Below are 21,876 nucleotides of genomic sequence, written 5' to 3'. Positions count from 1 at the left end.
CCCAAAGTCTCTCACCCTTCCCACCCCCACGTCCCATCATCCCCTAATCTTTCCGCTCCCTTGCGTCCCTCCGTCCCTTCGTCCCTTTATCCCCTATCCTGCATTCAGACCTATTTGCGGGAACGGAACAAGCGACTGAACCCGTCCCTTTCGGTAATCTCCCGTTTCCTGTTCGAGGGCGCGAACCGATGATCGTTACCGTCACGCTCAATCCAAGCGTTGACCGAACACTCTTTGTCGACCAACTCAAGTTGGGCGACACTAATCGCGTGCTCAGGACCGAGACCGACGCGGGCGGCAAAGGCGTGAACCTGGCCCGCGTCGCCAAGGAGATGGGCGCCAAGACTTGGGCCACCGGGTTCCTCGGCGGAGGCCCCGGTGGCTTCGTGCGCACGGTGCTCGACCGCGAGGGCGTGCCGCACGGGTTCGTTGATGTTCCTGGCGAAACGCGTATTAATATCAACATCGAGGCCGATGACGGCAGCGTGCCGCCGACCACCTTCAACGAGCGCGGCCCGATCCTCTACGAACAAGAATGGGACGCTCTGCTGGCGGTCTGCAAGGATGCGGCGATCCAGGCCAAGTGGGGCACAATTGGCGGCTCCATCCCCCCGGGCATCTCCGCCGACGCATTTGCCACTCTCTGCAAGCTCTTCAAATCAGCGGGCGCGAGGGTCGCGCTCGATGCGGATGGCGAACCCCTCAAACTGGGCCTTGAGGCGAGTCCAGACTTAGTCAAACCCAACGCCCACGAGGCTGAGCGGCTGCTGCAGACCCCGGTTCGCACTAAGCTTCAGTGTCTCGATGCGGCGAAGACGCTCTACGATTCCGGCGTCGCCATCGCCATCATCTCGCGAGGCGCGGGCGGCGCATCCATGGTGTGTTCGGAAGGAGCGTTCGACGGCTACCCGCCCCAGATCAAAGCGCGAAGCACCATTGGCAGCGGCGACTCCATGGTCGCGGCGGTTCTCTGGGCTATCGAGTCGGGCCGCAGCCTGGTGGAATCGTTCGCATGGGGGATGGCTGCGGGCGCAGCCACCGCCACAACCTCTGGCGCGGAGATTGGAAGGCGGGGCGTGATCGAGAAACTTCTGCCCCATGTGAAGATCGAAAGACACAAGCTGGACGCCTGAGCTTTTTTCCACGAGTCGCGGTTTTGGGCCACAAGACCGTGCCCCGAAGCGGGCATCTTGACCATAATGAGCGAAGCTCGAAGACATGCGTCTTTAGGGCGAATCCAAGAAAGGTGCGCCGAAAGGCGTCTGCAACTATGGACAAGCAAGAAATCGTTGGACGTGTGAAAAAGGTCGTTGTCGAAAAGCTCGGCTGCAAGGAAGAGGAAGTGGTTGAGAGCGCTTCGTTCCAGGAGGACTTGGGAGCGGACTCGCTGGATACGGTCGAACTGGTGATGGCCCTCGAAGAGGAATTCGGAGTGGACATCCCCGATGACGAGGTCAACGCGATCCGTACTGTTGGCGACGCCATCGAGTACATCTGCAAGAAAAAGGGCGTATGACCGAAACTCCCCGTCCGAGCGGGCGGGTCGTCGTCACGGGTGTCGGCGCCATCACGCCGCTGGGCGTCGGCGTCGAAATCTTCTGGCCCAGACTCGTCGCCGGTGAAAACGCGATCGGCCGGATCACGCTGCTGGATCCCGAGCCGTTCGCTACGCACATCGCCGCCGAGGTCAAGGGCTTCGAGGCAGAGCGTTGGCTCGAACCCAAGGAGGCGCGGCGTGTCGACCGCTTCATCGCCTTCTCTGTGGGCGCCGCCACCATGGCGCTCGAAGACTCGTCGCTGGATACTTCCGGCGACATGGCGAACCACGTTGGCGTCCTGATCGGTTCAGGTATAGGCGGCTTGACCTTTATGGACGAGCAAGTGAAGCGGCTTTACAAGGACGGGCCGGACAACCCGTCTCCGGACCGCGTATCGCCGTTCTTGGTGCCTTACATGATCCCCGACATGGCGAGTGGCTACGTGTCGATCAAACACGGCCTTAAGGGTCCAAACCATTGTGTGGTGACGGCCTGTTCGACGGGCGCGAACGCCCTTGGCGACGCTTACCACATCATCAAGAGGGGCGACGCGATCGCCATGCTCGCAGGAGGCAGCGAGTCGCCGATCAACGCGATCGGTCTGGCGGGATTCTGCTCGGCGAGAGCGATGAGCACCCGGAACGACGATCCTGAGCACGCTTCGCGGCCCTTCGACCTGAACCGGGATGGGTTCGTCATGGGTGAGGGCGCGGCAGTCTTTGTGATGGAGGATTACGACCACGCCAAAGCCCGCGGCGCAAAAATCTATGCCGAGGTTGTCGGTTACGGCATGAGCGGCGATGCCTACCACATCACCGCGCCCGATCCTGAAGGCAGCGGCGCCACCCGGGCCATGCAGATGGCGCTGAACCGCGCAGGGGTCAAGCCGGAAGAAGTGGGTTACATCAACGCGCACGGAACCTCGACGCAGCTCAACGACAAGCTTGAAACGGCGGCGATCAAGCGCGTTTTCGGAGAGCATGCGCTGAAGGTCCCGGTTTCCAGCACAAAGTCCATGATCGGCCACACGCTCGGCGCTGCCGGGGCGATCGAGGCGCTGATCTGCATCTTGGCGATGCGCGATGGGGTTCTTCCCCCGACCATCAATCTCGAGACACCGGACCCCGAGTGCGACCTGGACTATATTCCCAACAAGGCCCGAAAAGCCGACTGCGACGTCGCCCTCTCTAACTCCTTCGGGTTTGGCGGCCACAACGTGGCTCTGGTGTTCAGGAAGCTATAGCTCTATCCGCTCCCGATATTGCACCGCTTCGGCCAGGTGGTTGACCGTTAGGTCGGGGTCTCCGGCCAGGTCGGCGATCGTGCGCCCGACCTTGAGGATCCGATCATACACCCGCGCCGAGAGGTTCATCCGCGACATCACATTGCGCAGGAACTGTTTGCAGGCGTCATCGAGCGGCAGATCCTCCTGAAGCTCACGCGGCGTCATCTGGGCGTTCAATCTGGGCTTGCCGAGCCGGTTGTGCTGGCGCTCCCTGGCCGCCATGACCCTTGCCCGGATCGCCTCGCTCTTCTCTCCGGCGGGCATCTCGACCAGTTCATCCGGCTTCAGGCGCGGCACTTCGATATGCAAGTCAATGCGGTCCAGCAATGGACCACTGATGCGCCCGGAATACCTTGAGCACGTCGCCGGGCTGCTGATGCACTTCTGCTCTGGCAAGCCCTTGAACCCGCACGGGCAGGGGTTCATCGCGCCGATCAGAATGCACTCCGCTGGAAAGGTCAGTGTCGCCTGGACGCGTGAGACCGTGACCTTGCCGTCCTCCAACGGCTCTCGGAGCGCTTCGAGCACGGAACGGTCGAACTCGGGCATTTCATCTAGGAACAGAACGCCCTTGTGGGCTAGGCTCACCTCCCCAGGTTTGGGAAACTTGCCGCCCCCCACCAGCGACGCATAGCTTGCGGAATGGTGCGGTGAGCGGAACGGGCGCTCCCAGATCAGGCCGCTCTTGCCGCCCTTTTGGCCCGAGGCGCTGTAAACCCGCGTACATTCGATGCTCTCCTCAAGGGTGAGAGGAGGGAGGATCGTGGGCAGGCGTCGCGCCAGCATGGTCTTGCCCGAGCCCGGAGGGCCCACCATCAGCATGTTGTGGCCACCCGCGGCGGCGATCTCTAGCGCACGCGTGGCGTGCTTCTGACCCTTCACGTCGGAAAAGTCCACCGCGTAAGCGGGCGAGTTGCTCGGATCGAGCATCTCGAACCGGGTGGGGCGGAACTCAAGGCTCCCGTTCAGCAGGTGGACCGCGTCGAGAAGGGACTTGACGCCAAACACTTCGATGCCCGGCGCGACCGCAGCTTCGGCAGCACAATCCACCGGGACGATCATTCGCTTGAAGCCCATTTCCGCCGCCATCAGCGCACAGTTCACGGCCCCGTCCACGTGGCGGACGACGCCATCCAGCCCAAGCTCGCCGAGGACCAGGGTGTCCTCGAGTTCCGACTTGGGTACCTGCTCCGTCGCGGCGAGAAGCGAGATGGCGATGGGAAGGTCCATGCCGGTGCCTTCTTTGCGCACGTCGCCTGGCGCCAAGTTGACCACGGCCAACAGTCCCGGAAAGTCCAGGTCGCTGTTCTTGATGGCGGCGCGAACCCGAAACTGGCTCTCCTTGACCGCCTGATCGGGGAGGCCGACGATGATGAACTTTGCGTCTTGGGCCCCGCGAAGGTCGATTTCGGCCACCACGTGCGCCGCATCGATGCCGACGACGGCGGCTGTGTGAACCTTCGCGATCATGCTAATCAGTACCAGGCAGAGGCGCAGAATTCCTGCCTGAGGCCGGGAGACGGTGCAGTTCGTAAGTTGGCAGGCTCGAAGGTTGGTAGGTTGGAAATCCCTTTGTCCAAGGGTCCCTTCGTCCCTCTACTCTCCCACCGGAGGTGCGGCCTCAACGATTGGATTGGAGGACGCGGCCCTGTTCTGCTTTTTGCGCGCCCGCCACTTGATGAACTCGATGGCGTAGGGGATCAGCGAAAAACCCACAAGCCCGAGAACGGCCAAAGCGAAGTTCTCGCGGACCGCCTCGATGCCGCCGAAGAGGTATCCCGCGCCCATACAGACGGCAACCCAAAGAAACGCGGCGAAGATGCTGTAACCCAAGAACCGCATGTAGGTCATCGCGCCCATGCCGGCGACGAACGGCGCGAAGGTCCGCACAATAGGCACGAAGCGGGCGAGGATGATGGTCTTCCCGCCGTGCTTTTCGAAGAAAGCATGTGTCTGATCCAAATTGGATTTCTTGAATATTTTGGACTTTTCGTTGTTGAAGAGCTTCTTGCCTATGAGCCTTCCCAGCTGATAGTTGACGTTGTCCCCGGCGAGAGCTGCCCCAATGAACACGACCCAAAGTAGCCAGAAGTTGAGCCCATCTCCTTTTGAATTGGCGAGGATTCCGGCAGCGAAGAGTAATGTATCACCAGGCAGGAATGGCGTAATCACCAGCCCCGTCTCGCAGAAGACGATCAGGAACAGGATGCCGTAGACCCACGGCCCGTACTGCTGGATCGCCTCCAGAAGGTGGCGGTCCAAGTGGAGCGCATAATCGAGCAACTGCTGAAGCCATTCCATCGTGTTGGAACTTATTACGTGCGCCAGACGAAAACGTTGGGCCTATCCCAAGTTTTTGGGGTTCAGGCCCTCCAGCTCCGGCAACACGAACAGGCCGTCCTTGCGGACGAGTCTGCCGTCGAACCAGATTTCGCCGCCGCCGTACTCGGACCGCTGAATGACCACCTTGTCCCAGTGTATCGCCGACTTATTGCCGTTTCCGCCGGGAGGGGGATAGGAGTTGCCGGGAGTCAGGTGGAACGAGCCCGCGATCTTTTCGTCGAAGAGCGTGTCCAGCATGGGGTGTAACACGTAAGGGTTGAAGCCCAGCGACCACTCGCCAAAACGGCGCGCCCCCTCATCGGTGTCGAGGATCTGGTTGAGCTTATCGGTCATGGGTCCCGCCGTGGCCTCGACGATCTTGCCGTTCTTGACCACATAGCGAACGTCTTTGAAGACGCTTCCTTGATAGAGCGAGGAGGTGTTGTATTGAACGACGCCGTTGGCCGAATCGGGGGTCGGGCAGGAGAAGCACTCGCCGTCCGGGATGTTCCGATGGCCAACGCAGGGCACAGAGCCGATGCCTTTGATCGAGAACTCAAAGTCCGTGCCTGGACCCACGATCTTGACGTGGTCTGTCTTGTCCATCAGCTCCTTGAGGGGTTCACAGGCGCGCTCCATCTTCTTGTAGTCGAGCGTACAGACGTCGAAATAGAAGTCCTCAAAAGCCTGTGTGGAGAGTCCGGCCTGCTGCGCCATGCCGCCGTTGGGCCACCGAAGCGCGACCCATTTGGTCTTGGGGACTCTCGTTTCGAAAACCACGGGCGTGGCGTAGACGCGGCTCCACATGGCCGTCGTGTCGCTCGGAACGTCCCCCATTTCCATCGAGTTCGCCGCGCCGCGCATGGAGATGTAGGCGGTCATTTGCTCCATCTCGTGCTTCTCGATGTCCGCGATGAGCGAGGCGTTGGGTTCGGTCATGCCCAGCATGAGCTGGCGTTTGACCCGGTTGTCCTCGATTCGAACAGCCACCTTCGCGCCCGTTTCCTGCGCCACGCGGACCATCTCCGCCAACGCCTCGCTTGGAATGTCGAAGGCATGGATCAGCACGGAGTCCCTCGCGGAAAGGTCCGTGGAATGGGTGGCCAGCAGCTTCGCCAGCTTGGTGACGCGCGGATCGATCATGGACGAGAGGGTACCTGGCGAAGCGCGACAGGCGAAGGGCGAGACCGCGATGCGCGATGGACGATACGCGAAGGGCATATCTCCTCGCCCCCGAGGGGGAGAGGTCGGTAAGCGCAGCGAACCGGGTGAGGGGCGAGACCGCGATGCGCGATGGGCAATACGCGATGCTCCAACGCCTCAATTCCCACACCCCCCTAATTCCCTCATCCCTTCACCTCCCCACTCCCCGTCCCTCAGTCCCTCTGTCCACAAAAAAGCCCCGGCGCCATTGGCGTCGGGGCCTGTCGTCATCCGAGGGTTCGGATTACTTCGCTTCGCCGGCCTTGGCATCGCCAGCCGGAGGAGTCGCACCGGCGTCGCCCGCAGGAGCCTCGGTCTTGGGAGCTTCGCCAGCCGCGCCGCCATCGGCAGGAGCGTCGGTCTTGGGAGCTTCGCCGCCACCGGCAGCATCGCCGCCCGTAGCGCCTTCACCGGCCTTCGGGGTTTCGCCCGCGCCAGCGCCGCCTTCAGGTGCCGTGTCGCCGCCACCGCAGCCGGCAAGAATGCCGCCGAACAGAATGCCTGCAAACAGCAGGGCCATGAACTTCTTCATTTGTTGTTTCAACCTCCAAGTTGAGTGTGTTTCGGGCAAGCCGGGCTTGCTCGTTCGAGGGGCTCTTGAATTCCCTCAAACCGCAAAACACAGGAAGGATACCAGAGGTTCCCGTACTCGCTCGATGGAACCGGGCCTATGGGCCGGATTCGAGATTGGGCGAAACCCCCTCGCCGAGGGCAATCAAGCGCTTCAGGTAGTCCTGAGGTGCGGCCGAATAGCCCTGCGCATGGCCCGTCGCAGGAACGGTCCACACCGGCGCTGCGGTGGCCTGCGCCAGGGCTTCGGCGTGCCGCGCTTCGATCAAGGAGTCGAACTCGCACTGGATTATTAGCGCTGGACGGCCCCTCCATTTCGCCGCATCGGTGACGGGAGCGATCGACGACGTCCTAACGCCGGACATCGCTTCCGCGAACCACCGGACGGGCCGCAGGATCACATGCCCGGCAGGAAGCAGCATGGCGAACCAGCGGTCCGAGGCCCAGTCGAGGCGGGCAAAGGCGCCCTCGGTGACGACCGCCTGAAACCAATCAGGCTCAAGACCCGAGGCGATCCAGCACGCCGCGCCGCCCATCGAGACCCCTACGAGGACTATGCGGGGCTCTTTGGGAGATGAGGGGGCGCCGGGATGAGACGGGGAAACGGGGAAACGGGGAGTCGGGGAATGGGAGAGAGGGTGAGTCGGTGAGTCGGTGATAGGGTGAGTCGGTGAGGGGGTCCCTTGCCCCTCATCCCTTAATCTCTTCATCCCTTCACTCGGCCCCTTCGACTCGGCTATCTGGCCTTCTTCGGACAGTTCGGAGGCGAACCGCGACCGCACCCACCGGGCCGTCGCAACCACGCATCGCGCCTCTTTCAGCCCAAACCCCACGGTCCCGTCCGGATTCGAGCCGTGACCGGGCATCTCCGGAGCGACGACCTCGAACCCCTTGGCCTCAAGGTCTTCAAGGGTCTGCGCCCAACTATCACGATTCCCACCGTAACCATGAACCAGGATGTAAACAACCTGGCTCTTGGGCCGGCCTGCAGCAAGCCCGGACGTGCAGTAGATCGGGATGTCAGCAACGGGGCCAGGTATGGAGAGCGATTCGGCGTTAGGAGGCTTTGTCGAAAGCGTTCTGGAGGGGTGAACGTAACGATAGGCGAGACCAAAGCAGGCCAGAAGGTACACGCAGACAATGGCGAGCATCCAGATCAATCGCTTCCTCCATCGGTGCTTTGCATTCATGCCAGTGTTGCAGGATTTTACGGAGCCAGTGGCCGCAGGGATGCGGCCCAGTGCTTGTGACCCCATCCTTGCGTGCTTTCGTTCTGAGCCCAAATCCCTGTTCCCTCAGAAGCGGGCGAACGCCTCAAGTAAGATGGACCTGGAGCGGCATGCACACTTCGGGCACGGACGAAAAGCTGGAAAAACCGGTCAAGCGCGGGCACGACCTGGACACGGTCATGCTGTTTGGCTGTTCGAGCTTCGTCGTGGTGTCGCTCGTGAACTGGGCGCTGGTGGTCTGGCCGTTCTTCCTGTTCCAAGACACCTTTGTGCTTAAGACCCTGGAGCTTTGCCTTGCGATCGGGCTGGCGCCCGCGACAATCATGGGTGCGGTGACGACCCGGATCTATGGCCTCCCGGCTGCAGCGGGGTTCTTGGCCGGGTCGGTGTGCTCGGGCGTGTTCCTGTATCTACGGATTCAGCAGGTGATGGCGTTCGTCGGCGTGCCGGACGCCCCGCAGCCCGACTATCCGGCGAGTTGGGGCTGGATGATCCCTGTGGCGTGGGTGTTGCTGACCTTGATCGTGATCGCGGTCTTCATGAAGCCCTCGGAATACGCGATCGACGGGAAGGAACAATCCGGTTCCTGATATGGCCGTTGTCCCGTTTGGCTTCGATTGAACTCCTCTCCCTGCAAATCCAATTGCCGCCGCCAATAATCAAGCCTGTCTTGACTGCCTTCCGGGGGAGATCGAAAACTTGGCTCACGCAAGGTTCACACACGAGTACCAAAAGAGCGCCGTGACCGGCGCCTCGCCTCTTCAACTGATCGTGATGATGTATGACGGCGCGCTGCGCTTTATGGAGGCCGGAAGGCACGCCATGGCCAAGCGCGATCTCGAAAAGCAGAACGCGAGCCTGCAGAAGGCCCAGCGCATCGTCTTGGAGCTCATGAGCTGCCTGGACATGAAGGCCGGCGGCGAAGTGGCGAAGAACCTGTTCTCCCTCTACAGCTACGTTGTGGATGAGTTGGTCAAGGCCAACATGTCCGACGACGTCGCCGCGATCGAGCGCAGCATCCGCGTGATGAGCGACCTGAGAGAGAGTTGGTCGCACCTTCAGGCATCGCTGAAATTCGGCGAGGAGCAGCAAATTGAGCGGCTTGCCGCCTGAGGCCGACGATCGCGCCGCCACCGCGGCGGTGGAACGCCTGCTCTTGGTCACCCTGACCCTCGAAGAGGCTCTACGCAACGAGCAGTTTCCGGAGTCATCGGCGCTCCTGGCCGAGAGGGACGCGATCATCGCCGAACTCCGACGTCTCTCTCTTTCCGCCAAGAACCGAACGGCGGTTGAGCGCATCCAGCAGGTGGAGAGCCGCATCGTCGGCTTCCTTTCCGACTGGCGTACGCTTGCGATGAACGAATTCGAATCCGGCCGACGCGGCAAGACCGCCACCACCAGCTACCTGAAGTCTGCCGTGGGCTTTGCCAACTCGATGGACGGCAGGCATTGAGGAGACGGAGAAACGGTGAGTGGGAGAAAAGGTGAGACGGTGAGTGGGTGAGCACTGAAGCTATCGCGGTTTTGGCAAAGTCGTCCACTTGTCTGAGTGGGAGATCATGTTCACGACAGAGCGGATCAACTCCTCGTAGCCAACGAACAATGCTCTGAACTGCTCTTCAGAGCAATAGTGGTTAAGCCATGCGATCTCGGCCCAAACTTGGGTTTCCGCGCATTCGCCTTCCACGTCCGACAACTTGCTGACAAAGGCAGCCCGATATCGCCGCTTACGCCAAGCCTCCGCGAGATTGGCACACACCGATCGGGAGGAACGAAGGAACTGATCCGAGAGGCTGAATCGCTCATCGGCCGGAAACGAACCGACGACCTTCCTAACTTCCTGAGAAAGCTCGATAGCGCGCTGATAGACCCTTAGGTCCCGGTGTGTCGCCACATAATCCGATTGCCGCTCTCTCGCTCCAAAAGAACTGGGGGTGTCAGGTGCATATTCAAGAACGGACTCCGGTATGGACAATGAGGCGATGTAAGCCTCGATACGCCCATCCAGTTCGTCGGGATCGTTCGCCGAAAACTCCTTTCTTTGTGGCCTGCCAGTTGGGTCCTTCCATCCCAGCACTGCTCGCGTACGCCCGTCCTTCAAGCGAAACTTCGATACCCAGAAGCCCTCTGGCCACGATCTTGCCATAACACATGATGATAACACACTCTCCTCTGGTCATCCCCTTTTCCCCGTGTCGCCCCTTCCCCGTTTCTCCGTTTCTCCCTTTCCCCCTTCCCCGTTTCTCCGTTTCCCCCTTCCCCGTTTCCCCGTTTCTCCGTTTCTCCCTCTCTCCCTTTCCCTCTAGCACCTTCCCCAAAAGGTATCCTCCCCGGCATGCTCTCCCCCGAACAGCATGAAGCGCTGTCCAACGCCAAGCGGCGCCTGGACGCTATCGCGGTGCATCTTTGACGTCCCTCAACTGGAACACGACGTCAAGGAACTCGAGGAAATAACCACCCAGCCGGACTTCTGGAATGATCCGGCGATCGCCAACAAGACCCAGCGAAAGCTCTCCCGGCTTCGCAACTTGCTGAACCCCTACAAGGAGTTCGCCAAGACCGAGCGCGACATCGCCGAGCTTTACGAGATGATCGCGGCCGATCCCTCTCCCGAATTCGAGAAGGAGGCCGACGACATGGCGCGCCAGTTCCTGAAGGATCTAGATGCCTACGAGCTGAAGACCCTCCTCTCCGGGGAGCACGACGCACGCAACGCCATCGTGGAGATCAGCGCCGGCGCAGGTGGAACCGAGGCATGCGACTGGGCATCCATGATCTACCGGATGCTTGAACGCTGGGCCGAGACGCACAAGTACAAGCTGGAACTTCTCAGCGAGACCCCGGGCGACGTGACCGGCTACCGAAACATCTCCTTTTCGGTGACGGGCGATTACGCCTATGGGTACCTGAAGTCGGAGAACGGGGTGCATCGTTTGGTGCGCATCTCGCCCTACGATGCCGCCGCGCGGCGGCACACCAGCTTCGCGCGCATCGAGGTTCTGCCGCAGGTGGAAGAGGGCGAAGTCGCCATCAATCCGGACGACCTGAAGCAGGAGACCCTGCGCGCGGGGGGTGCGGGCGGCCAGCACGTCAACAAGACCGAGAGCGCCGTGCGCATCACCCATATCCCCACGGGCATCACCGTGTTCGCACAGAGCGAGCGCAGCCAGCATAAGAACCGCTCTGCAGCGATGAGCGTGCTGCTCTCCAGGCTCCAGGAATACGAGCGCGCCCAGTCCGCGCAGAAGATGAAGGAGATCAAGGGCGAGATCGGCCCCGCCGAGTGGGGTCGCCAGATCCGAAGCTATGTGATGCAGCCCTATACGCTCGTCAAGGACCACCGCACGGGGTGCGAGACCGGGAACATCATCGGCGTGATGGACGGCGACCTGGACCCCTTCATCGAGGCATTTCTCAAGCAGAAGCCCGAAGAGGGCGCCTACGTGGAGTAGGTTCTGCGTTGGCGACTTCGAGTGGGAGACGGGGAGAGGGAGAGTGGGTGAAACGGTGGTGAGGAGAGACGGAGAACGGGTGAGTCGGTGAGAGGAGTGAGTCGGTGATGGGTCATCGGCTGACGTCTTGCGTGACCCTGTGGTGGATGTGTGTGTGGGCGTGACTGTGGGTTGCTGGACCTGTGTTGTTAGAGGTGACCCCAACGGGGTCAGAAGAGAGTAGCCAGGGGTTGAGCGCAGCGACACCCCTGGACGGGTCGCCACCCACCCCTCCACCCAAACTTCCCGCTTGGCCCAAAGGGCCAACCTAACTCAGCGAAGGGCGGAGCCCTGGAATCGGCAGCCCAACCAAACGAGCCCTGTAAGGGCGACCTAGGGCAATCGAGACGCGTTCAGCGCTTGACGTTCAGCGCCGCTTTGATGGCACGATCTAGTTGCTGTTCGCCGTTGGCGCCGCGCCATGCCAGCTCGCCTTCCCACCGGAATGTCGCGTAGCCGTCGGCGTCGATCACAAAGACCGTCGGCCACATCTGCTGGCGCCAATTGTTCCAGTTGCGGGCGTCGGTGTCGACAAGCACGGGGTACTTGATGCCGTATTTGGCAACCGCGTCCTTCACGTTGGCGGTGCTCTTCTCAATCTCAAGCTCGGGTGTGTGCACCCCGATGACCTCGACGCCTTGCGCTTTGAACTTCGCATAGATGCGGCCATAAGCCGGAAGGTTGGCCTTGCAGTTTGAGCAGGCGAAGGTCCAAAAGTGCACGACGGTGACCTTGCCTTTGCGCGAGGCCAGGGTCGGCGCCTTGTCGGCTGCGGCATTGATCCAAGTGGAGCCCACGAGTTCGGGCGCCTTGAGGTTCTGGTTGCGCTGAGACTGTTGCGCAATCGCACCGAAGGCAATCAAGGCGGAACCGACGAGCAGGACGAGTTTGAGCGTATTCATGGCAAGGACTATTGAGGACAGCCGCACCCCACTTGCGGCGATGGCCAAAGGCATAAACAATGATGCCCGGCCTCGGGGTCAAACGTGCAATTGTATCTGTCGTTTCAGTCAATTTCGCTGCCGCTGGCTCCGCCGGAAACGACCGCTCGCTCGACCGAGCAGCCCCTTGAGACAAACCTCAAGGTAACTGGCAGGACGGGAGCCCCTCGCGGCGAATCTCAAACCAGCCATGAGCCAAGGCCCCCTTTCCAACCTCGCCAAACTCGTCGACGCCCGCTCCAAGCGCATCTCCAGCTACGATCGCACCGGCGGAAACGGCGACTACGTGCCGATCCCCAAAGGCTCGACGTTCACGATGGCCGAGATGCAGGGCGCGGGCATCGTCAAGCACATCTGGATCACGATCGCCTCGAACGACCCGCTCGTACGCAAGAACCTGGTCTTCCGGTGCTTCTGGGATGGCCAAGAGCACCCCAGCGTCGAATCGCCGATAGGGGATTTTTTCGGCCAGGGCTGGGGGATGAAATATAACTTCGTCAGCCTGCCGCTGGCCGCCGCGCCAAAGGAGGGCAACGCGCTGGTCTGCTACTTCCCGATGCCCTTTGGCAACGGCGCGCGCATCGAGGTGGAGAACCAGGGACCCGAGGACGTGGGCTGCTTCTACTATTACGTGGACTATGAAACCTACGAATCCGACCTACCCGACGGGTCCGACACGTCCGACCCCAACCACCCGAACAACATGGGACGTTTCCACGCCCAATACAACCAGGCCGTGACCTGGCCCGAATCCGAGCAGGGCGACATCGAGAATGAATGGGGCATCTTCGGCAAGCCCCCCAAAAACCCGACCGATGAGTCCAATTTTCGGTTTTGCGATCCCGAGGGAAAGGGCCACTTCGTCGGGGTCAACTACTACATCCACTGCCCCACTCCCATCTGGTACGGCGAAGGCGACGACATGTTCCTGGTGGACGGCGAGCCCTGGCCCGGCAGCGCCCACGGCACCGGCACGGAGGACTATTTCAACCAGTCGTGGAGTCCAGACGAGCACTATCTGCACCCCTATTTCGGCACGGCGCGCGCGCCCGGCCGGCACAACGACAGCCCGCTCTTTGGGTGGCTCGGCCGCACGCACGTGTACCGCTTCCATATCGAAGACCCGATCCGGTTCAGCAAGTCGCTGCGCGCGAGCATCGAGCACGGCCACGGAAACGTGCTGAGCATGGAGCTTGCCAGCGTGGCGTACTGGTACCAGACGCTGCCCTCCAAACCGTTCCCGCCGCTACCGAGCGTAGAGGACCGCAAGCCGATGCCGGAGATTTCAACGGTCGACGTGCACCGCTGGCGCGACGCCTGGCGCAAATCCCGCGGCGGCGGCAAACTCTGGGGAAATGAGAGGGAGTAGGGGCGGGGGTGGTCTGATTTCGCAACCGCAAGTGTTAAGGCTTCGCTCTTGGGAGTGCGATCCGATCGCGTAAACTTCGATACAACCCTTGGTCGAGTCTTTCCCCTTGCTGCACGATCCGCCAGGCCCCGATCAACGATCTAGGTGGTTCTTCAAGATCCCGATCGTTGGGTGGATTGCCGGATACGCTCAGCAAGTCAAGGTCGAGAAGGCGTTGGTCGAGCAAGCGATTGATCGCGGTCCCGTGCCCGAGTCCACCTGGTCTCCTTACCCCTACGATGTGGCGATTCGGCGCAAGATCGAGGCGATTGTCGTCGACCACGCCTATCCCAAGGGGAGCACCTTTCACCCGCTCGATCCGGTCGAGCTGATGTTCGTGCTCAGGTACGGCGATCTCAACGAGGTGGAGATTCTGCTGGCGATCGAGAGTCAGCTTGGGTTCAAAGTGGACGACGACCTTGCTGCCCGGCTGATCGAGGAGCACACGACCTTTGTCGACTTCATCGCGATGATCGACAGCGCGACGACTGACCATTGATCAGGCTAATCCTCAGCGAATCCCCCACCACCTTCCTTATCAACTCCCGATCTTGCGTCGAGAGCTCCTCCAACAAACGCGGCTTATCCTGTGGTCGGGTTTGTTTCTGGTTGATCTCGCCCATCAGGCTCCAGTTGCGGCCGAGGTCTTTGGGTTCGTGGGCAGGGATGTCGTAGCGCGTAAAGTCGATGACGCGCCAGGGTCCAAGCGCACCGGACGCAGGCACGGAACCCGCGGCTACCGACAAACCCTCCTTCCAATCCCTCAACAGCGCCAACCGGAAGGTGGGGTTCATATACCACTTGATCTCCAGGTTCGCGTCGCTGCAGCCAAGGCCAGACCCTCGTTCCATGAAGCGATAGTCGAGGCCAGAGTTGTCCTTGTACTGCTTCCGCCACGCTGCACCGAAGTCGCCTTGCGTCAGGCATTCCGCGTTCGGCCAGCGCTCGCGGATCCCCCGCAGCCACTTCGTGAGCACCTTCAGGTTCTTCACTTGCGGCACCAGCGAGACTTCCCAGCAGTTGGTCACCCACGCCCACTGGTTCAGCTTGAAACCGGTGTCGAAGTGCACGCCCGTGCAGGCGAGCATCGCCTCGAGGCCCTTGTCCGGCCCATACCAGCCGATGGTCTCGATCGGACCGACGCCGAAGCGGCTGTTGTAGCCCTTCTTTTTACCGTCCACGGTGTACTCTCCCAGGCCCAGCCGCCGGGCGGAGAGGAAATCCACGGTCCAGCCGTCGAGGTTGACGCAGTCGATGAGGTCCTTCTTGCTCTGCGCCGGCTTGCAAAAGTGCTCGGTCGAGGGATAAAAGGGGTAGCTCGGAGCCCCGTCCCCGTCGCCATTGTCGATGCCGAATTGGCTCCAAATGTTGCCCTGGCAGACGTGAATGCCCTCCTGCTCGGCCAGGTATTTCTGGTTCTCCGCCGCAAGGAACCCGGCAAGCAGGCTCTTGGGCCGGTAGCCCTTGCCCATGAACTCGGGCAGCTTGGCCAGCGCCTCGTGGATGTCGCGGTTCACCTGCTCGCGCGTGTTGTACATGTTCGCGAAGTAGGCGCCGGGGATGAAGGTGACGTCGTCGCCGTACTCGTCGTGGAACTGGCGGACCAGCCTCCTGGCGGCGACGTAGTTAGGGCGCTGATCGTGCAGGGCGCGCCAACTCAGCGCCCAGGTCATCGCCGCGCCCGGCCAGCCCTCGGCGAAGGCCTCGCGCAGGGCCATGATGTTCTCGGGGGTGTGGCGGTCGTATTCGTCGAAGCCCTCGTTCTGGGTCCGCGTGACCTCGATTTGGTTGACGCGGATGACGGAGTTGAAGGTGAGGATCCGGCGGCCGTCGAGGGGGGAGGGTTGGGGGACGAGGGTCGGGGACGGAAGGTCGAAGGTCGAAAGTCGAGGGTCGGGACAATCAACTGCCAGGGCCGGGAGGACTTTGGCGATGCCGGTTGCCGAAGCTGCAGTCTGGATAAGGGTTCGTCGGGTCACGGTTGATTTCCTTCGGTAAACGGGAGCTTATCCGGTAAGCAGGGCCAACCTGCTTCACTTATCCTCTCTGACCTCGGCTCCAAGATCCAGCGCCGGTCCACCTGCCCAATGGCGCGTGACGAACTCCGTGGTAAGCCCCTTCTCCCGTTTCACGGAAAGGCTGAAGAACACCGGCAGGCCAAACGGCCCGACACGCTGCCAATCTACATGAGATTCAAGGGCTTTCCCCCACTTTGCCTGCACTTCCGAGGCGGACTCCTTGGACTCGGAGTGCAGCAGCCCATCCCGGTACGCACCCTCGATGTCTCCGTTTCGCAAATACCTGTAAAGCCGATCCACGTCGCGGCGCGCCTCCTTTTGAATCTGGATGCTCCGCCCGCGATAATCTCCAACGACAAACGCTGCGAACATGCCGGTGGCCGCCAAGACCGTCCACATAAACCGCATGGCCCACTTCGACGCCATGGTGCGATTATGGCTGGCAGCGCGCTCGCAGCCTCCTGGCTGTCTTTGAACGGAGAGACCTTTGCATCACGGATGAAACTTCCTGAGAGCGCCTGAGTATCTGGGAACGAACGTCACAACCCACGTGGCCGGGTCTCACTCAAGAGCTTTTGCTCGATTGGCCGCTTCCACTATTTCCTTCGCAATCCGACGGTTCGGTATGCGCTTCAGCGCTTGGTTCTTCACCCGATTGAGGGTATCTCGGTTCTGAATCAGACCCTGCTCCCAGAGGAATAGCGTGTCCAGCGCGAGCGTGGCCAGATCCTTGTCACTGAGCTTCTCCATCGCCACGAGCCGCGAGTACCGCTGAAACCTCCCCTGGACATGCTTGTAAGCCTTTCGACACTCGACACATCGCAGGCACCATCGGTCCACCGGAAGCCCAAGGACCTCATACAGGTAGCGCTGCTCTTCGGCGAAGAAGACGAACGGGCGGCCGCAGACACGACAGCCCTGCAAGCAGTCAACGTAATAGCCGACGTCGACAGCGTAGCCTCTTTGCTTCTCGGGGTTTGCACGAATCGCGCTTTGGGGAAAGACCTTGCTGGAGTTGTATCTCCAGTGGCCCCATGCATCGGGTGGTATGTCCTGCTTGCCTTTCTTCATTCCAACTTCGTAACGAGGATGCGGCACCAGGTCCGCCGGGATGTTCGGGGTAGGCAAACGGGTCAGATCGCTGTATCGCATTGGCAGTTCGTCTCTTCAGGCGTTGAGGCAGATCAGGCGCAAAGACAGCGTGGTCAACTTACTCCAACTCCCTTCGCTGTTTCTTAGGCGCTCTTGCCTTCCAGGCTTCCAGGATCAGGTCTTCGAGCTCCTCAGGCTCAAACGCTTCAATGCGCGCAAGCACCGCCGGAAAACCGTTGTAGTGCGGATCGTCGACGAACTTTTCCGGGCTCGCTGCGATGACCAGTTCCTTGGCGGTCAGGTTCGGCACCACGATCGCCAGCACAGCGTTGTTTGCGACCTTGGGCTTCTTCGGGTCCGCACGCTCCATCCAGGCCCAGACGTAGCCTTTGAGCTTCCCCTTGACCGGCACCGAGAGCCCGAACCGCTCCCCCTCGGAGACTTCGGTTCCGGTGAGCTTTTTTGCGATTGCCCGTACATGGTCCAGTGTTGCCACGGCGGTGGTTGCCTCCCAGAGTCCCGCTAGTGCGGCCCTTCGGGCCCAGTGTATTCCCTTGGGCCTGTTGGTGATAGAGAAGGTGGGTTTGGCTCCCAAGCTCCAGGGCGTTGCCCTTTGCTTTCACCATTCGGCCCGCTGGGCTTGGCAATGCGAGCCTTTGATTGCGCGGTATACGAGCCGAAGCGCTACATGGCTTCTTCGGCCATCGCGCCACTGTCCTCACCGAGAGACGCAAGCTGCACTTTGAGCCGCGAAATCCGCCGCCCATCGGTCTGGTCCACCAGGAACCGCACTCCAGCTTCCTCGATCTCCTCTCCAAGCTGAGGCTGCCTGCCAAACAGGCCGAAAACATACCCGCCCAAGGTGTCGAACTCATCGCTTGAGAGCTCGACGCCGATCGTTTCGGAAACGTCATCGACATGCGTTTTGCCGTCGATCAGCCAGCCGCCCTCGCTGCAAGGCTGAATTTCGGGTTCCTCTACGTCGTATTCGTCCACGATTTCGCCGACAAGCTCCTCGACGATGTCCTCCACCGTCACGATGCCGGCGGTGCCGCCGAATTCGTCCTGGACGATGGCGAGCTGGGTGCGCTGCTGGCGCATCTCGGTGATCAGGTCATACAGGTTCTTGTTTTCAGGGACGAACAGTGCCGGGCGCATCAGCGATCGCAGATTGGGGGCCTTGCCGCCGAGCATCGCCAGCAGGAGGTCCTTGGCGTGGATGATGCCGACGATCTGGTCGTCGGTCTCCTCGAAGAGGGGGATGCGCGAGTGCCCCGATTCCTGGATCAGGCGCACTACCTCCATCGGGTCGGTCCTCACGGGCAGCGCGTCCAAGTCCACGCGGGGCGTCATCACTTCGCGCGCGACGGTGTCGGTGAAATCGAAAACGGAGCGCAGCAGCTCACGCTCCTCAGATTCGATCTCGCCCTGTTCTTGAGCCTCCTCGACCAGGTTGAGGATCTCCTCCTCGGCCTGGTTGGGGATGCTGAAGCTGGCCTTGCCGCCAAATCTAGAAGTGATCAGCCCGGCAATGGCGGTCAGCGCCATCGCGAAGGGAGAAAGCAGAGCCGAGGCCAGAACGATCGGCGTGCTCAGGACCGATGCCAGACGGTGTGGGTGGAGCACCGCGTAGCTCTTGGGCAGCAGCTCGCCAAAGATGAGATGGATGAACCCGATCGGGGCCATGGCGAGGGTGAACGACCAAAAGAAGGAGGCCGCGTCGTCGGCCCATCCGAAGCGCTCGATGCCCCATGCTTGAACCCACGGAGCGACGCAGCAGAAGGTGATGAACGCGATCACGAGCCGGATGATGTGGCTGCCAAGAGAGCAGGCCGCCAGATGCCTGGCCCGCGCGTCGATCAGGGCTTGAAGCCGGTCGGCGCGCCGCTCGTTGGTCTCGCGGATGTGCCGAACGTGCCCCGGCCTGAGGAGTTCCAGGGCGGCTTCGGCTGCAATGAGGATCGCATTGAGGAGCATCAGGGCCGCGATGCCGATGAGAGCCGCGCCCAGCGCGCCGGGAGTCGCGGGCCAGGGCGGCGCCGCAGCCTGCACGGCGCCGGAAGAGTTGGGTCCCTCAGAGATCCAGAGGACCGCGACGGCAACTGCCGCCGCCATGGGGAGCAGCCTCATGGGGGATGGCCTCTGAGTGCGATTGCGCGCGACGTCTTTGGGCGGTCTAGGCTCTTTCATCACGTCACTTGGGGATGAGCCCGTAGAGAATGAGGGCGAGGATCGTGCCCACCGCTGCGCCAAGGGTGATCTCGAACATCGAGTGGATCTTGGCCTCCCACCGGCTCTGCGCGATGAGTAGCGCGAGGAAAATGGCCAGCGCCGAGACCAGCGCGTTGTCCGCCACAAAGATGACCGTCACCGCGCCAAAGAAGCCCAGTGCGGTATGCCCGCTGACCAGGCCACCCTTGAGCACCTGGCCCCGCTTGCCGAGGCCCTTGCCGATAACCACACAAATCACCGTGAGGAAGATGCCGAGGATTGCGCGCACGGTCACCGTCGTGCCAAAGCCTTCAGGTGAGCTGAAGATCATCTTCAGCCTTTCCCAGCGGCGCTCTTCAAGCAGCATCAGCGTGCCGATGACGATGGCGATCAGGGTCGTGATGAGCACCGCGCCCGCGGAGATGTCCTTGGCGAACTTTGCTTTGGGGTCGTATTGCGGCTGAACGAGGTCCACGGTCGCCTCGATCGCGCTGTTGAACATCTCGGCGACAAGCACCAGCGAAATGACGAACAGAAGCACCATCAACTGGTTCAGGCGCAGACCCAAAAAGAGGCCAAGCAGTGTGACCGTCAGCACCACGTAGATGTGGATGCGCATGTGGCGCTGAGTGCGAAAGGTGTAAATCAGGCCGCGCATGGCCACGCGGAGCGGCTCGAGAGCGCTCTTTTTCTGTTCGAGGCTCACGCCATGGCCTCCGAGACCGTGAGGGTCGTCCAATCGGGGTCTTGCGGCAGCCCCGCCAATCCCGCGATGCGCGCCATCTCCAGTTGCATTGCCCTCCGATCGACATCGGACTCATCATCGAAGCCCGCCAGGTGCAGCGCACCGTGGATGGCGAGATAGCCGAGTTCGACGTCGAGGGCAACCCCCCTGTGCTCTGCCTGCCGGCCAGCGAAGGGCACGGCGATCACCAGGTCACCCAGGGCGCCTGCCAGCCTGGCGGGCTCGCTTGGGGGAAAGGTGAGCACGTCGGTGGCCTCATCGATGCCTCGGTGCTTGGCGTTCAAGTCGCGGATCTCCTCATCCGTTGTAAGGACGATGCAGAGCTCGCCTAGGCTCATCCCGTGGAGGCTCAAGGCCGTGCGCGCCCCGGCGAGCAGGGCTTCGAGGGGAGGCTCAAGGCCGGATCGGTTCAACACGTCTATCGAAGGGCTACTGGGGGGTTCCATAGGAAGGGGGCGCGTGGGCGATCACTCGCCGGGGTGCGCGCCAAACCGGAATGCGCATGCGTAGCCAATTCGGGGGGCCGCCCACCACGCGGGGCGTCCAACATCTTGGGATGACAAAAGCCGGCACGAGGAGGGAGGCTCGGCTTTTTCCGGTTCCATTGCTCTCAATCGTCGGCACAAGGCGATCCGACTGGAGGGAGTCTACTGCCGGGAAACGCGGCGACGGCGCATGCGGCGCTTCTTCTCGCTGGGCTTCTCGAAGTGCGAATGCTCCTTCAAATCGCGAAGCACGCCACTCTGCTGAAGCTTGAGGTTGAAGCGCTTCAGCGCCGCGTCGATCGACTCGTTGGATTGAACGTGAACGTAGACCAAACCTTAGGATTCCTCCGACAAGGGTCTATTATGGCCTAAATCGGCACGATCCGGCAACTTATCCCTACTCACTCCCTCCGCAGAACACAAAATCGCCGATTCCCCGGGAGACGGTGACCGGCTCCTTGCCGCCGACCATCACCACCGTCACGCCTTTCTCGCCCGTGCGCTTGAAGATCCGGTAGTTGATCGCCTGCTCGTACATCACGTGCCCGGAGCCCGCAATCACCACGAACACCGTGTTCGAGGTCGTGGGATGCTGGGCCAGGTACTTCAGCGCCGAATCGGCCATCGCGGTGTCCCAGAGCACCTGCGCGGAGTACATGTTGTCCATTTGGGTGCTGCTTCCGGGCGGGTGGCCGCCGATCATGGCGAAGAACACCTCGCGGTGGTCCTTGTTCGTCACGTCGAGTTCAGGCACTTGGCTTTTGGCATCCGCGGGAAGCCCGTTCGGTCCGCCACGGCCCACGGCGCGCACCCAGTCTCGCGGCACATTCAGCGCCACCATCGGCAGGCGGTACTGCTTGGTAGCCTCGAAGATCGGGCGATAGAACGCGTAGTCATAGCCCCACTGCCCCTTCCAGTCGGCGTTCTTGATGAATTGCTCCTCGCTCCACCAGCCCAGGGTCCATGGGTTGAGCTGAAGCTGGACGGGCCGGGTGAACTGCTCGAAGCCGACGATCACCTGGCGTCCCGACTTCGCCAGCGCGACGATGACATCGGCCTGCATCTGGTGGTGCTGGGCGTTGGTATGGCTTTCACCCAGATAAACAAACCTCTTGCCCTCCGCCGCCTTCACGATGTCGGCGATCGTGGCTGAGCGACTGGAGCGTGTGTCCATGATCTCGCCCGGTTTCACCACCAATTGTCCGGGCCGGCCGATGGCGAGGGTGAGCGGGTTTGGGGCTTCCTTTTGTTGGGCCGCCGCCCCCGGCTGCTGGGGAACCCCAAGCGCCAAAGCGGCGCCGGCAGAAAGCGTTGCGAGAGAAAGCATAGATGCATTGT

Annotated in this window: 25 protein-coding genes; 9 read left to right on the top strand and 16 right to left on the bottom strand. The window is 61.6% G+C overall.

The genetic code is table 11. The features are described 5' to 3' along the window. Positions 1 to 188 precede the first annotated feature (188 nt). The 3 genes from pfkB (at position 189) to fabF (ending at position 2,781) form a co-directional block, all read left to right on the top strand. Positions 189 to 1,133, top strand: coding sequence for a 1-phosphofructokinase (pfkB, locus tag HZC36_09490; GenBank protein MBI5707206.1), 945 nt, complete (start codon positions 189 to 191; stop codon positions 1,131 to 1,133). A gap of 137 nt (positions 1,134 to 1,270) precedes the next feature. Continuing rightward, the gene (locus HZC36_09485; protein ID MBI5707205.1) at positions 1,271 to 1,516 is read left to right on the top strand and encodes an acyl carrier protein; all 246 of its coding nucleotides are present in this window, start codon (positions 1,271 to 1,273) and stop codon (positions 1,514 to 1,516) included. Beyond that, positions 1,513 to 2,781 carry a beta-ketoacyl-ACP synthase II gene (gene fabF, locus HZC36_09480; protein ID MBI5707204.1) on the top strand — a complete coding sequence of 423 codons (1,269 nt, stop codon included), beginning with the start codon at positions 1,513 to 1,515 and terminating at the stop codon, positions 2,779 to 2,781. The genes HZC36_09485 and fabF overlap by 4 nt, the downstream gene beginning before the upstream one ends. Here the strand turns inward: fabF and HZC36_09475 are convergent. From HZC36_09475 to HZC36_09455, 5 genes are all read right to left on the bottom strand, one after another. After that, positions 2,776 to 4,293: a YifB family Mg chelatase-like AAA ATPase gene (locus tag HZC36_09475; GenBank protein MBI5707203.1), complete on the bottom strand. Its 1,518-nt coding sequence runs from the start codon at positions 4,291 to 4,293 to the stop codon at positions 2,776 to 2,778. The two genes, fabF and HZC36_09475, sit on opposite strands and share 6 nt — an antisense overlap. A 126-nt stretch (positions 4,294 to 4,419) precedes the next feature. Further along, positions 4,420 to 5,124 carry a DedA family protein gene (locus HZC36_09470; GenBank protein ID MBI5707202.1) on the bottom strand — a complete coding sequence of 235 codons (705 nt, stop codon included), beginning with the start codon at positions 5,122 to 5,124 and terminating at the stop codon, positions 4,420 to 4,422. A gap of 42 nt (positions 5,125 to 5,166) precedes the next feature. Next, on the bottom strand, positions 5,167 to 6,288 hold the full coding sequence (locus HZC36_09465) for an aminopeptidase (GenBank protein MBI5707201.1): 1,122 nt from the start codon (positions 6,286 to 6,288) through the stop codon (positions 5,167 to 5,169). 304 nt (positions 6,289 to 6,592) lie between these two features. Further along, entirely contained in the window at positions 6,593 to 6,880 is a 288-nt protein-coding gene (locus HZC36_09460) for a hypothetical protein (protein MBI5707200.1), read from the bottom strand. 136 nt (positions 6,881 to 7,016) lie between these two features. Beyond that, positions 7,017 to 8,108 carry an alpha/beta fold hydrolase gene (locus tag HZC36_09455; GenBank protein MBI5707199.1) on the bottom strand — a complete coding sequence of 364 codons (1,092 nt, stop codon included), beginning with the start codon at positions 8,106 to 8,108 and terminating at the stop codon, positions 7,017 to 7,019. A 149-nt stretch (positions 8,109 to 8,257) separates the two neighbouring features. Here HZC36_09455 and HZC36_09450 point away from each other — a divergent pair, with 149 nt between their 5' ends. The 3 genes from HZC36_09450 to fliT all read left to right on the top strand — a co-directional run bounded on the left by HZC36_09450 (position 8,258) and on the right by fliT (position 9,600). After that, positions 8,258 to 8,737 carry a hypothetical protein gene (locus tag HZC36_09450; GenBank protein MBI5707198.1) on the top strand — a complete coding sequence of 160 codons (480 nt, stop codon included), beginning with the start codon at positions 8,258 to 8,260 and terminating at the stop codon, positions 8,735 to 8,737. A gap of 109 nt (positions 8,738 to 8,846) precedes the next feature. Further along, on the top strand, positions 8,847 to 9,260 hold the full coding sequence (gene fliS / locus HZC36_09445) for a flagellar export chaperone FliS (protein MBI5707197.1): 414 nt from the start codon (positions 8,847 to 8,849) through the stop codon (positions 9,258 to 9,260). After that, positions 9,241 to 9,600 carry a flagellar protein FliT gene (fliT, locus tag HZC36_09440; GenBank protein MBI5707196.1) on the top strand — a complete coding sequence of 120 codons (360 nt, stop codon included), beginning with the start codon at positions 9,241 to 9,243 and terminating at the stop codon, positions 9,598 to 9,600. Before fliS ends, fliT begins: the two co-directional genes overlap by 20 nt. 60 nt (positions 9,601 to 9,660) lie before the next feature. Here the strand turns inward: fliT and HZC36_09435 are convergent, their stop codons facing one another. After that, the gene (locus HZC36_09435) at positions 9,661 to 10,293 is read right to left on the bottom strand and encodes a four helix bundle protein (protein ID MBI5707195.1); all 633 of its coding nucleotides are present in this window, start codon (positions 10,291 to 10,293) and stop codon (positions 9,661 to 9,663) included. A gap of 189 nt (positions 10,294 to 10,482) precedes the next feature. Here HZC36_09435 and prfB point away from each other — a divergent pair. After that, a protein-coding gene (prfB, locus tag HZC36_09430; protein ID MBI5707194.1) for a peptide chain release factor 2 occupies positions 10,483 to 11,599 on the top strand; the annotation gives its coding sequence in 2 pieces (ribosomal slippage) (positions 10,483 to 10,554 and positions 10,556 to 11,599; 1,116 coding nt in all). A gap of 392 nt (positions 11,600 to 11,991) precedes the next feature. On the opposite strand, the gene HZC36_09425 is transcribed toward prfB, so the two are convergent. Further along, positions 11,992 to 12,540, bottom strand: a complete 549-nt coding sequence (locus HZC36_09425) for a redoxin domain-containing protein (protein MBI5707193.1) — start codon at positions 12,538 to 12,540, stop codon at positions 11,992 to 11,994. 229 nt (positions 12,541 to 12,769) lie between these two features. On the opposite strand from HZC36_09425, the gene HZC36_09420 reads away from it, so the two are divergent. Beyond that, on the top strand, positions 12,770 to 13,948 hold the full coding sequence (locus HZC36_09420) for a DUF2961 domain-containing protein (protein MBI5707192.1): 1,179 nt from the start codon (positions 12,770 to 12,772) through the stop codon (positions 13,946 to 13,948). Between the two features lie 88 nt (positions 13,949 to 14,036). Continuing rightward, on the top strand, positions 14,037 to 14,486 hold the full coding sequence (locus HZC36_09415; protein MBI5707191.1) for a hypothetical protein: 450 nt from the start codon (positions 14,037 to 14,039) through the stop codon (positions 14,484 to 14,486). Here the strand turns inward: HZC36_09415 and HZC36_09410 are convergent. The 9 genes from HZC36_09410 to HZC36_09370 form a co-directional block, all read right to left on the bottom strand. Beyond that, entirely contained in the window at positions 14,449 to 15,966 is a 1,518-nt protein-coding gene (locus tag HZC36_09410; protein MBI5707190.1) for a DUF3863 domain-containing protein, read from the bottom strand. The genes HZC36_09415 and HZC36_09410 overlap by 38 nt on opposite strands. Positions 15,967 to 16,020: 54 nt before the next feature. Then, positions 16,021 to 16,431, bottom strand: a complete 411-nt coding sequence (locus tag HZC36_09405) for a hypothetical protein (GenBank protein ID MBI5707189.1) — start codon at positions 16,429 to 16,431, stop codon at positions 16,021 to 16,023. Between the two features lie 135 nt (positions 16,432 to 16,566). Further along, positions 16,567 to 17,157, bottom strand: coding sequence for a zinc-ribbon domain containing protein (locus HZC36_09400; protein MBI5707188.1), 591 nt, complete (start codon positions 17,155 to 17,157; stop codon positions 16,567 to 16,569). Positions 17,158 to 17,215: 58 nt separating this feature from the next. Next, positions 17,216 to 17,593: a hypothetical protein gene (locus tag HZC36_09395; protein MBI5707187.1), complete on the bottom strand. Its 378-nt coding sequence runs from the start codon at positions 17,591 to 17,593 to the stop codon at positions 17,216 to 17,218. 188 nt (positions 17,594 to 17,781) lie between these two features. Then, positions 17,782 to 19,227 carry an HlyC/CorC family transporter gene (locus HZC36_09390; protein ID MBI5707186.1) on the bottom strand — a complete coding sequence of 482 codons (1,446 nt, stop codon included), beginning with the start codon at positions 19,225 to 19,227 and terminating at the stop codon, positions 17,782 to 17,784. A gap of 64 nt (positions 19,228 to 19,291) precedes the next feature. Next, the gene (locus tag HZC36_09385; GenBank protein ID MBI5707185.1) at positions 19,292 to 20,014 is read right to left on the bottom strand and encodes a diacylglycerol kinase; all 723 of its coding nucleotides are present in this window, start codon (positions 20,012 to 20,014) and stop codon (positions 19,292 to 19,294) included. Then, entirely contained in the window at positions 20,011 to 20,469 is a 459-nt protein-coding gene (ybeY, locus tag HZC36_09380) for an rRNA maturation RNase YbeY (GenBank protein ID MBI5707184.1), read from the bottom strand. Before ybeY ends, HZC36_09385 begins: the two co-directional genes overlap by 4 nt. A gap of 231 nt (positions 20,470 to 20,700) precedes the next feature. Beyond that, positions 20,701 to 20,871, bottom strand: a complete 171-nt coding sequence (rpsU, locus tag HZC36_09375; protein MBI5707183.1) for a 30S ribosomal protein S21 — start codon at positions 20,869 to 20,871, stop codon at positions 20,701 to 20,703. A 64-nt stretch (positions 20,872 to 20,935) separates the two neighbouring features. Further along, positions 20,936 to 21,865, bottom strand: coding sequence for a ChaN family lipoprotein (locus tag HZC36_09370; protein ID MBI5707182.1), 930 nt, complete (start codon positions 21,863 to 21,865; stop codon positions 20,936 to 20,938). Positions 21,866 to 21,876: the final 11 nt, after the last annotated feature.

The organism is Armatimonadota bacterium (assembly GCA_016223145.1).
GTDB lineage: Bacteria > Armatimonadota > Fimbriimonadia > Fimbriimonadales > Fimbriimonadaceae > Nitrosymbiomonas.
The sequence above is the reverse complement of the archived record's forward strand: the minus strand, read 5'-3'. Positions and strand labels throughout refer to the sequence as shown.

Bases quoted from the DNA above. Each gene is read 5' to 3' on its own strand.
- pfkB (MBI5707206.1), top strand. From the start codon at position 189: ATGATCGTTACCGTCACGCTCAATCCAAGCGTTGACCGAACACTCTTT.
- HZC36_09485 (MBI5707205.1), top strand. From the start codon at position 1,271: ATGGACAAGCAAGAAATCGTTGGACGTGTGAAAAAGGTCGTTGTCGAA.
- fabF (MBI5707204.1), top strand. From the start codon at position 1,513: ATGACCGAAACTCCCCGTCCGAGCGGGCGGGTCGTCGTCACGGGTGTC.
- HZC36_09475 (MBI5707203.1), bottom strand. From the start codon at position 4,293: ATGATCGCGAAGGTTCACACAGCCGCCGTCGTCGGCATCGATGCGGCG.
- HZC36_09470 (MBI5707202.1), bottom strand. From the start codon at position 5,124: ATGGAATGGCTTCAGCAGTTGCTCGATTATGCGCTCCACTTGGACCGC.
- HZC36_09465 (MBI5707201.1), bottom strand. From the start codon at position 6,288: ATGATCGATCCGCGCGTCACCAAGCTGGCGAAGCTGCTGGCCACCCAT.
- HZC36_09460 (MBI5707200.1), bottom strand. From the start codon at position 6,880: ATGAAGAAGTTCATGGCCCTGCTGTTTGCAGGCATTCTGTTCGGCGGC.
- HZC36_09455 (MBI5707199.1), bottom strand. From the start codon at position 8,108: ATGAATGCAAAGCACCGATGGAGGAAGCGATTGATCTGGATGCTCGCC.
- HZC36_09450 (MBI5707198.1), top strand. From the start codon at position 8,258: ATGCACACTTCGGGCACGGACGAAAAGCTGGAAAAACCGGTCAAGCGC.
- HZC36_09435 (MBI5707195.1), bottom strand. From the start codon at position 10,293: ATGGCAAGATCGTGGCCAGAGGGCTTCTGGGTATCGAAGTTTCGCTTG.
- HZC36_09425 (MBI5707193.1), bottom strand. From the start codon at position 12,540: ATGAATACGCTCAAACTCGTCCTGCTCGTCGGTTCCGCCTTGATTGCC.
- HZC36_09420 (MBI5707192.1), top strand. From the start codon at position 12,770: ATGAGCCAAGGCCCCCTTTCCAACCTCGCCAAACTCGTCGACGCCCGC.
- HZC36_09405 (MBI5707189.1), bottom strand. From the start codon at position 16,431: ATGGCGTCGAAGTGGGCCATGCGGTTTATGTGGACGGTCTTGGCGGCC.
- HZC36_09400 (MBI5707188.1), bottom strand. From the start codon at position 17,157: ATGCGATACAGCGATCTGACCCGTTTGCCTACCCCGAACATCCCGGCG.
- HZC36_09390 (MBI5707186.1), bottom strand. From the start codon at position 19,227: ATGAGGCTGCTCCCCATGGCGGCGGCAGTTGCCGTCGCGGTCCTCTGG.
- HZC36_09370 (MBI5707182.1), bottom strand. From the start codon at position 21,865: ATGCTTTCTCTCGCAACGCTTTCTGCCGGCGCCGCTTTGGCGCTTGGG.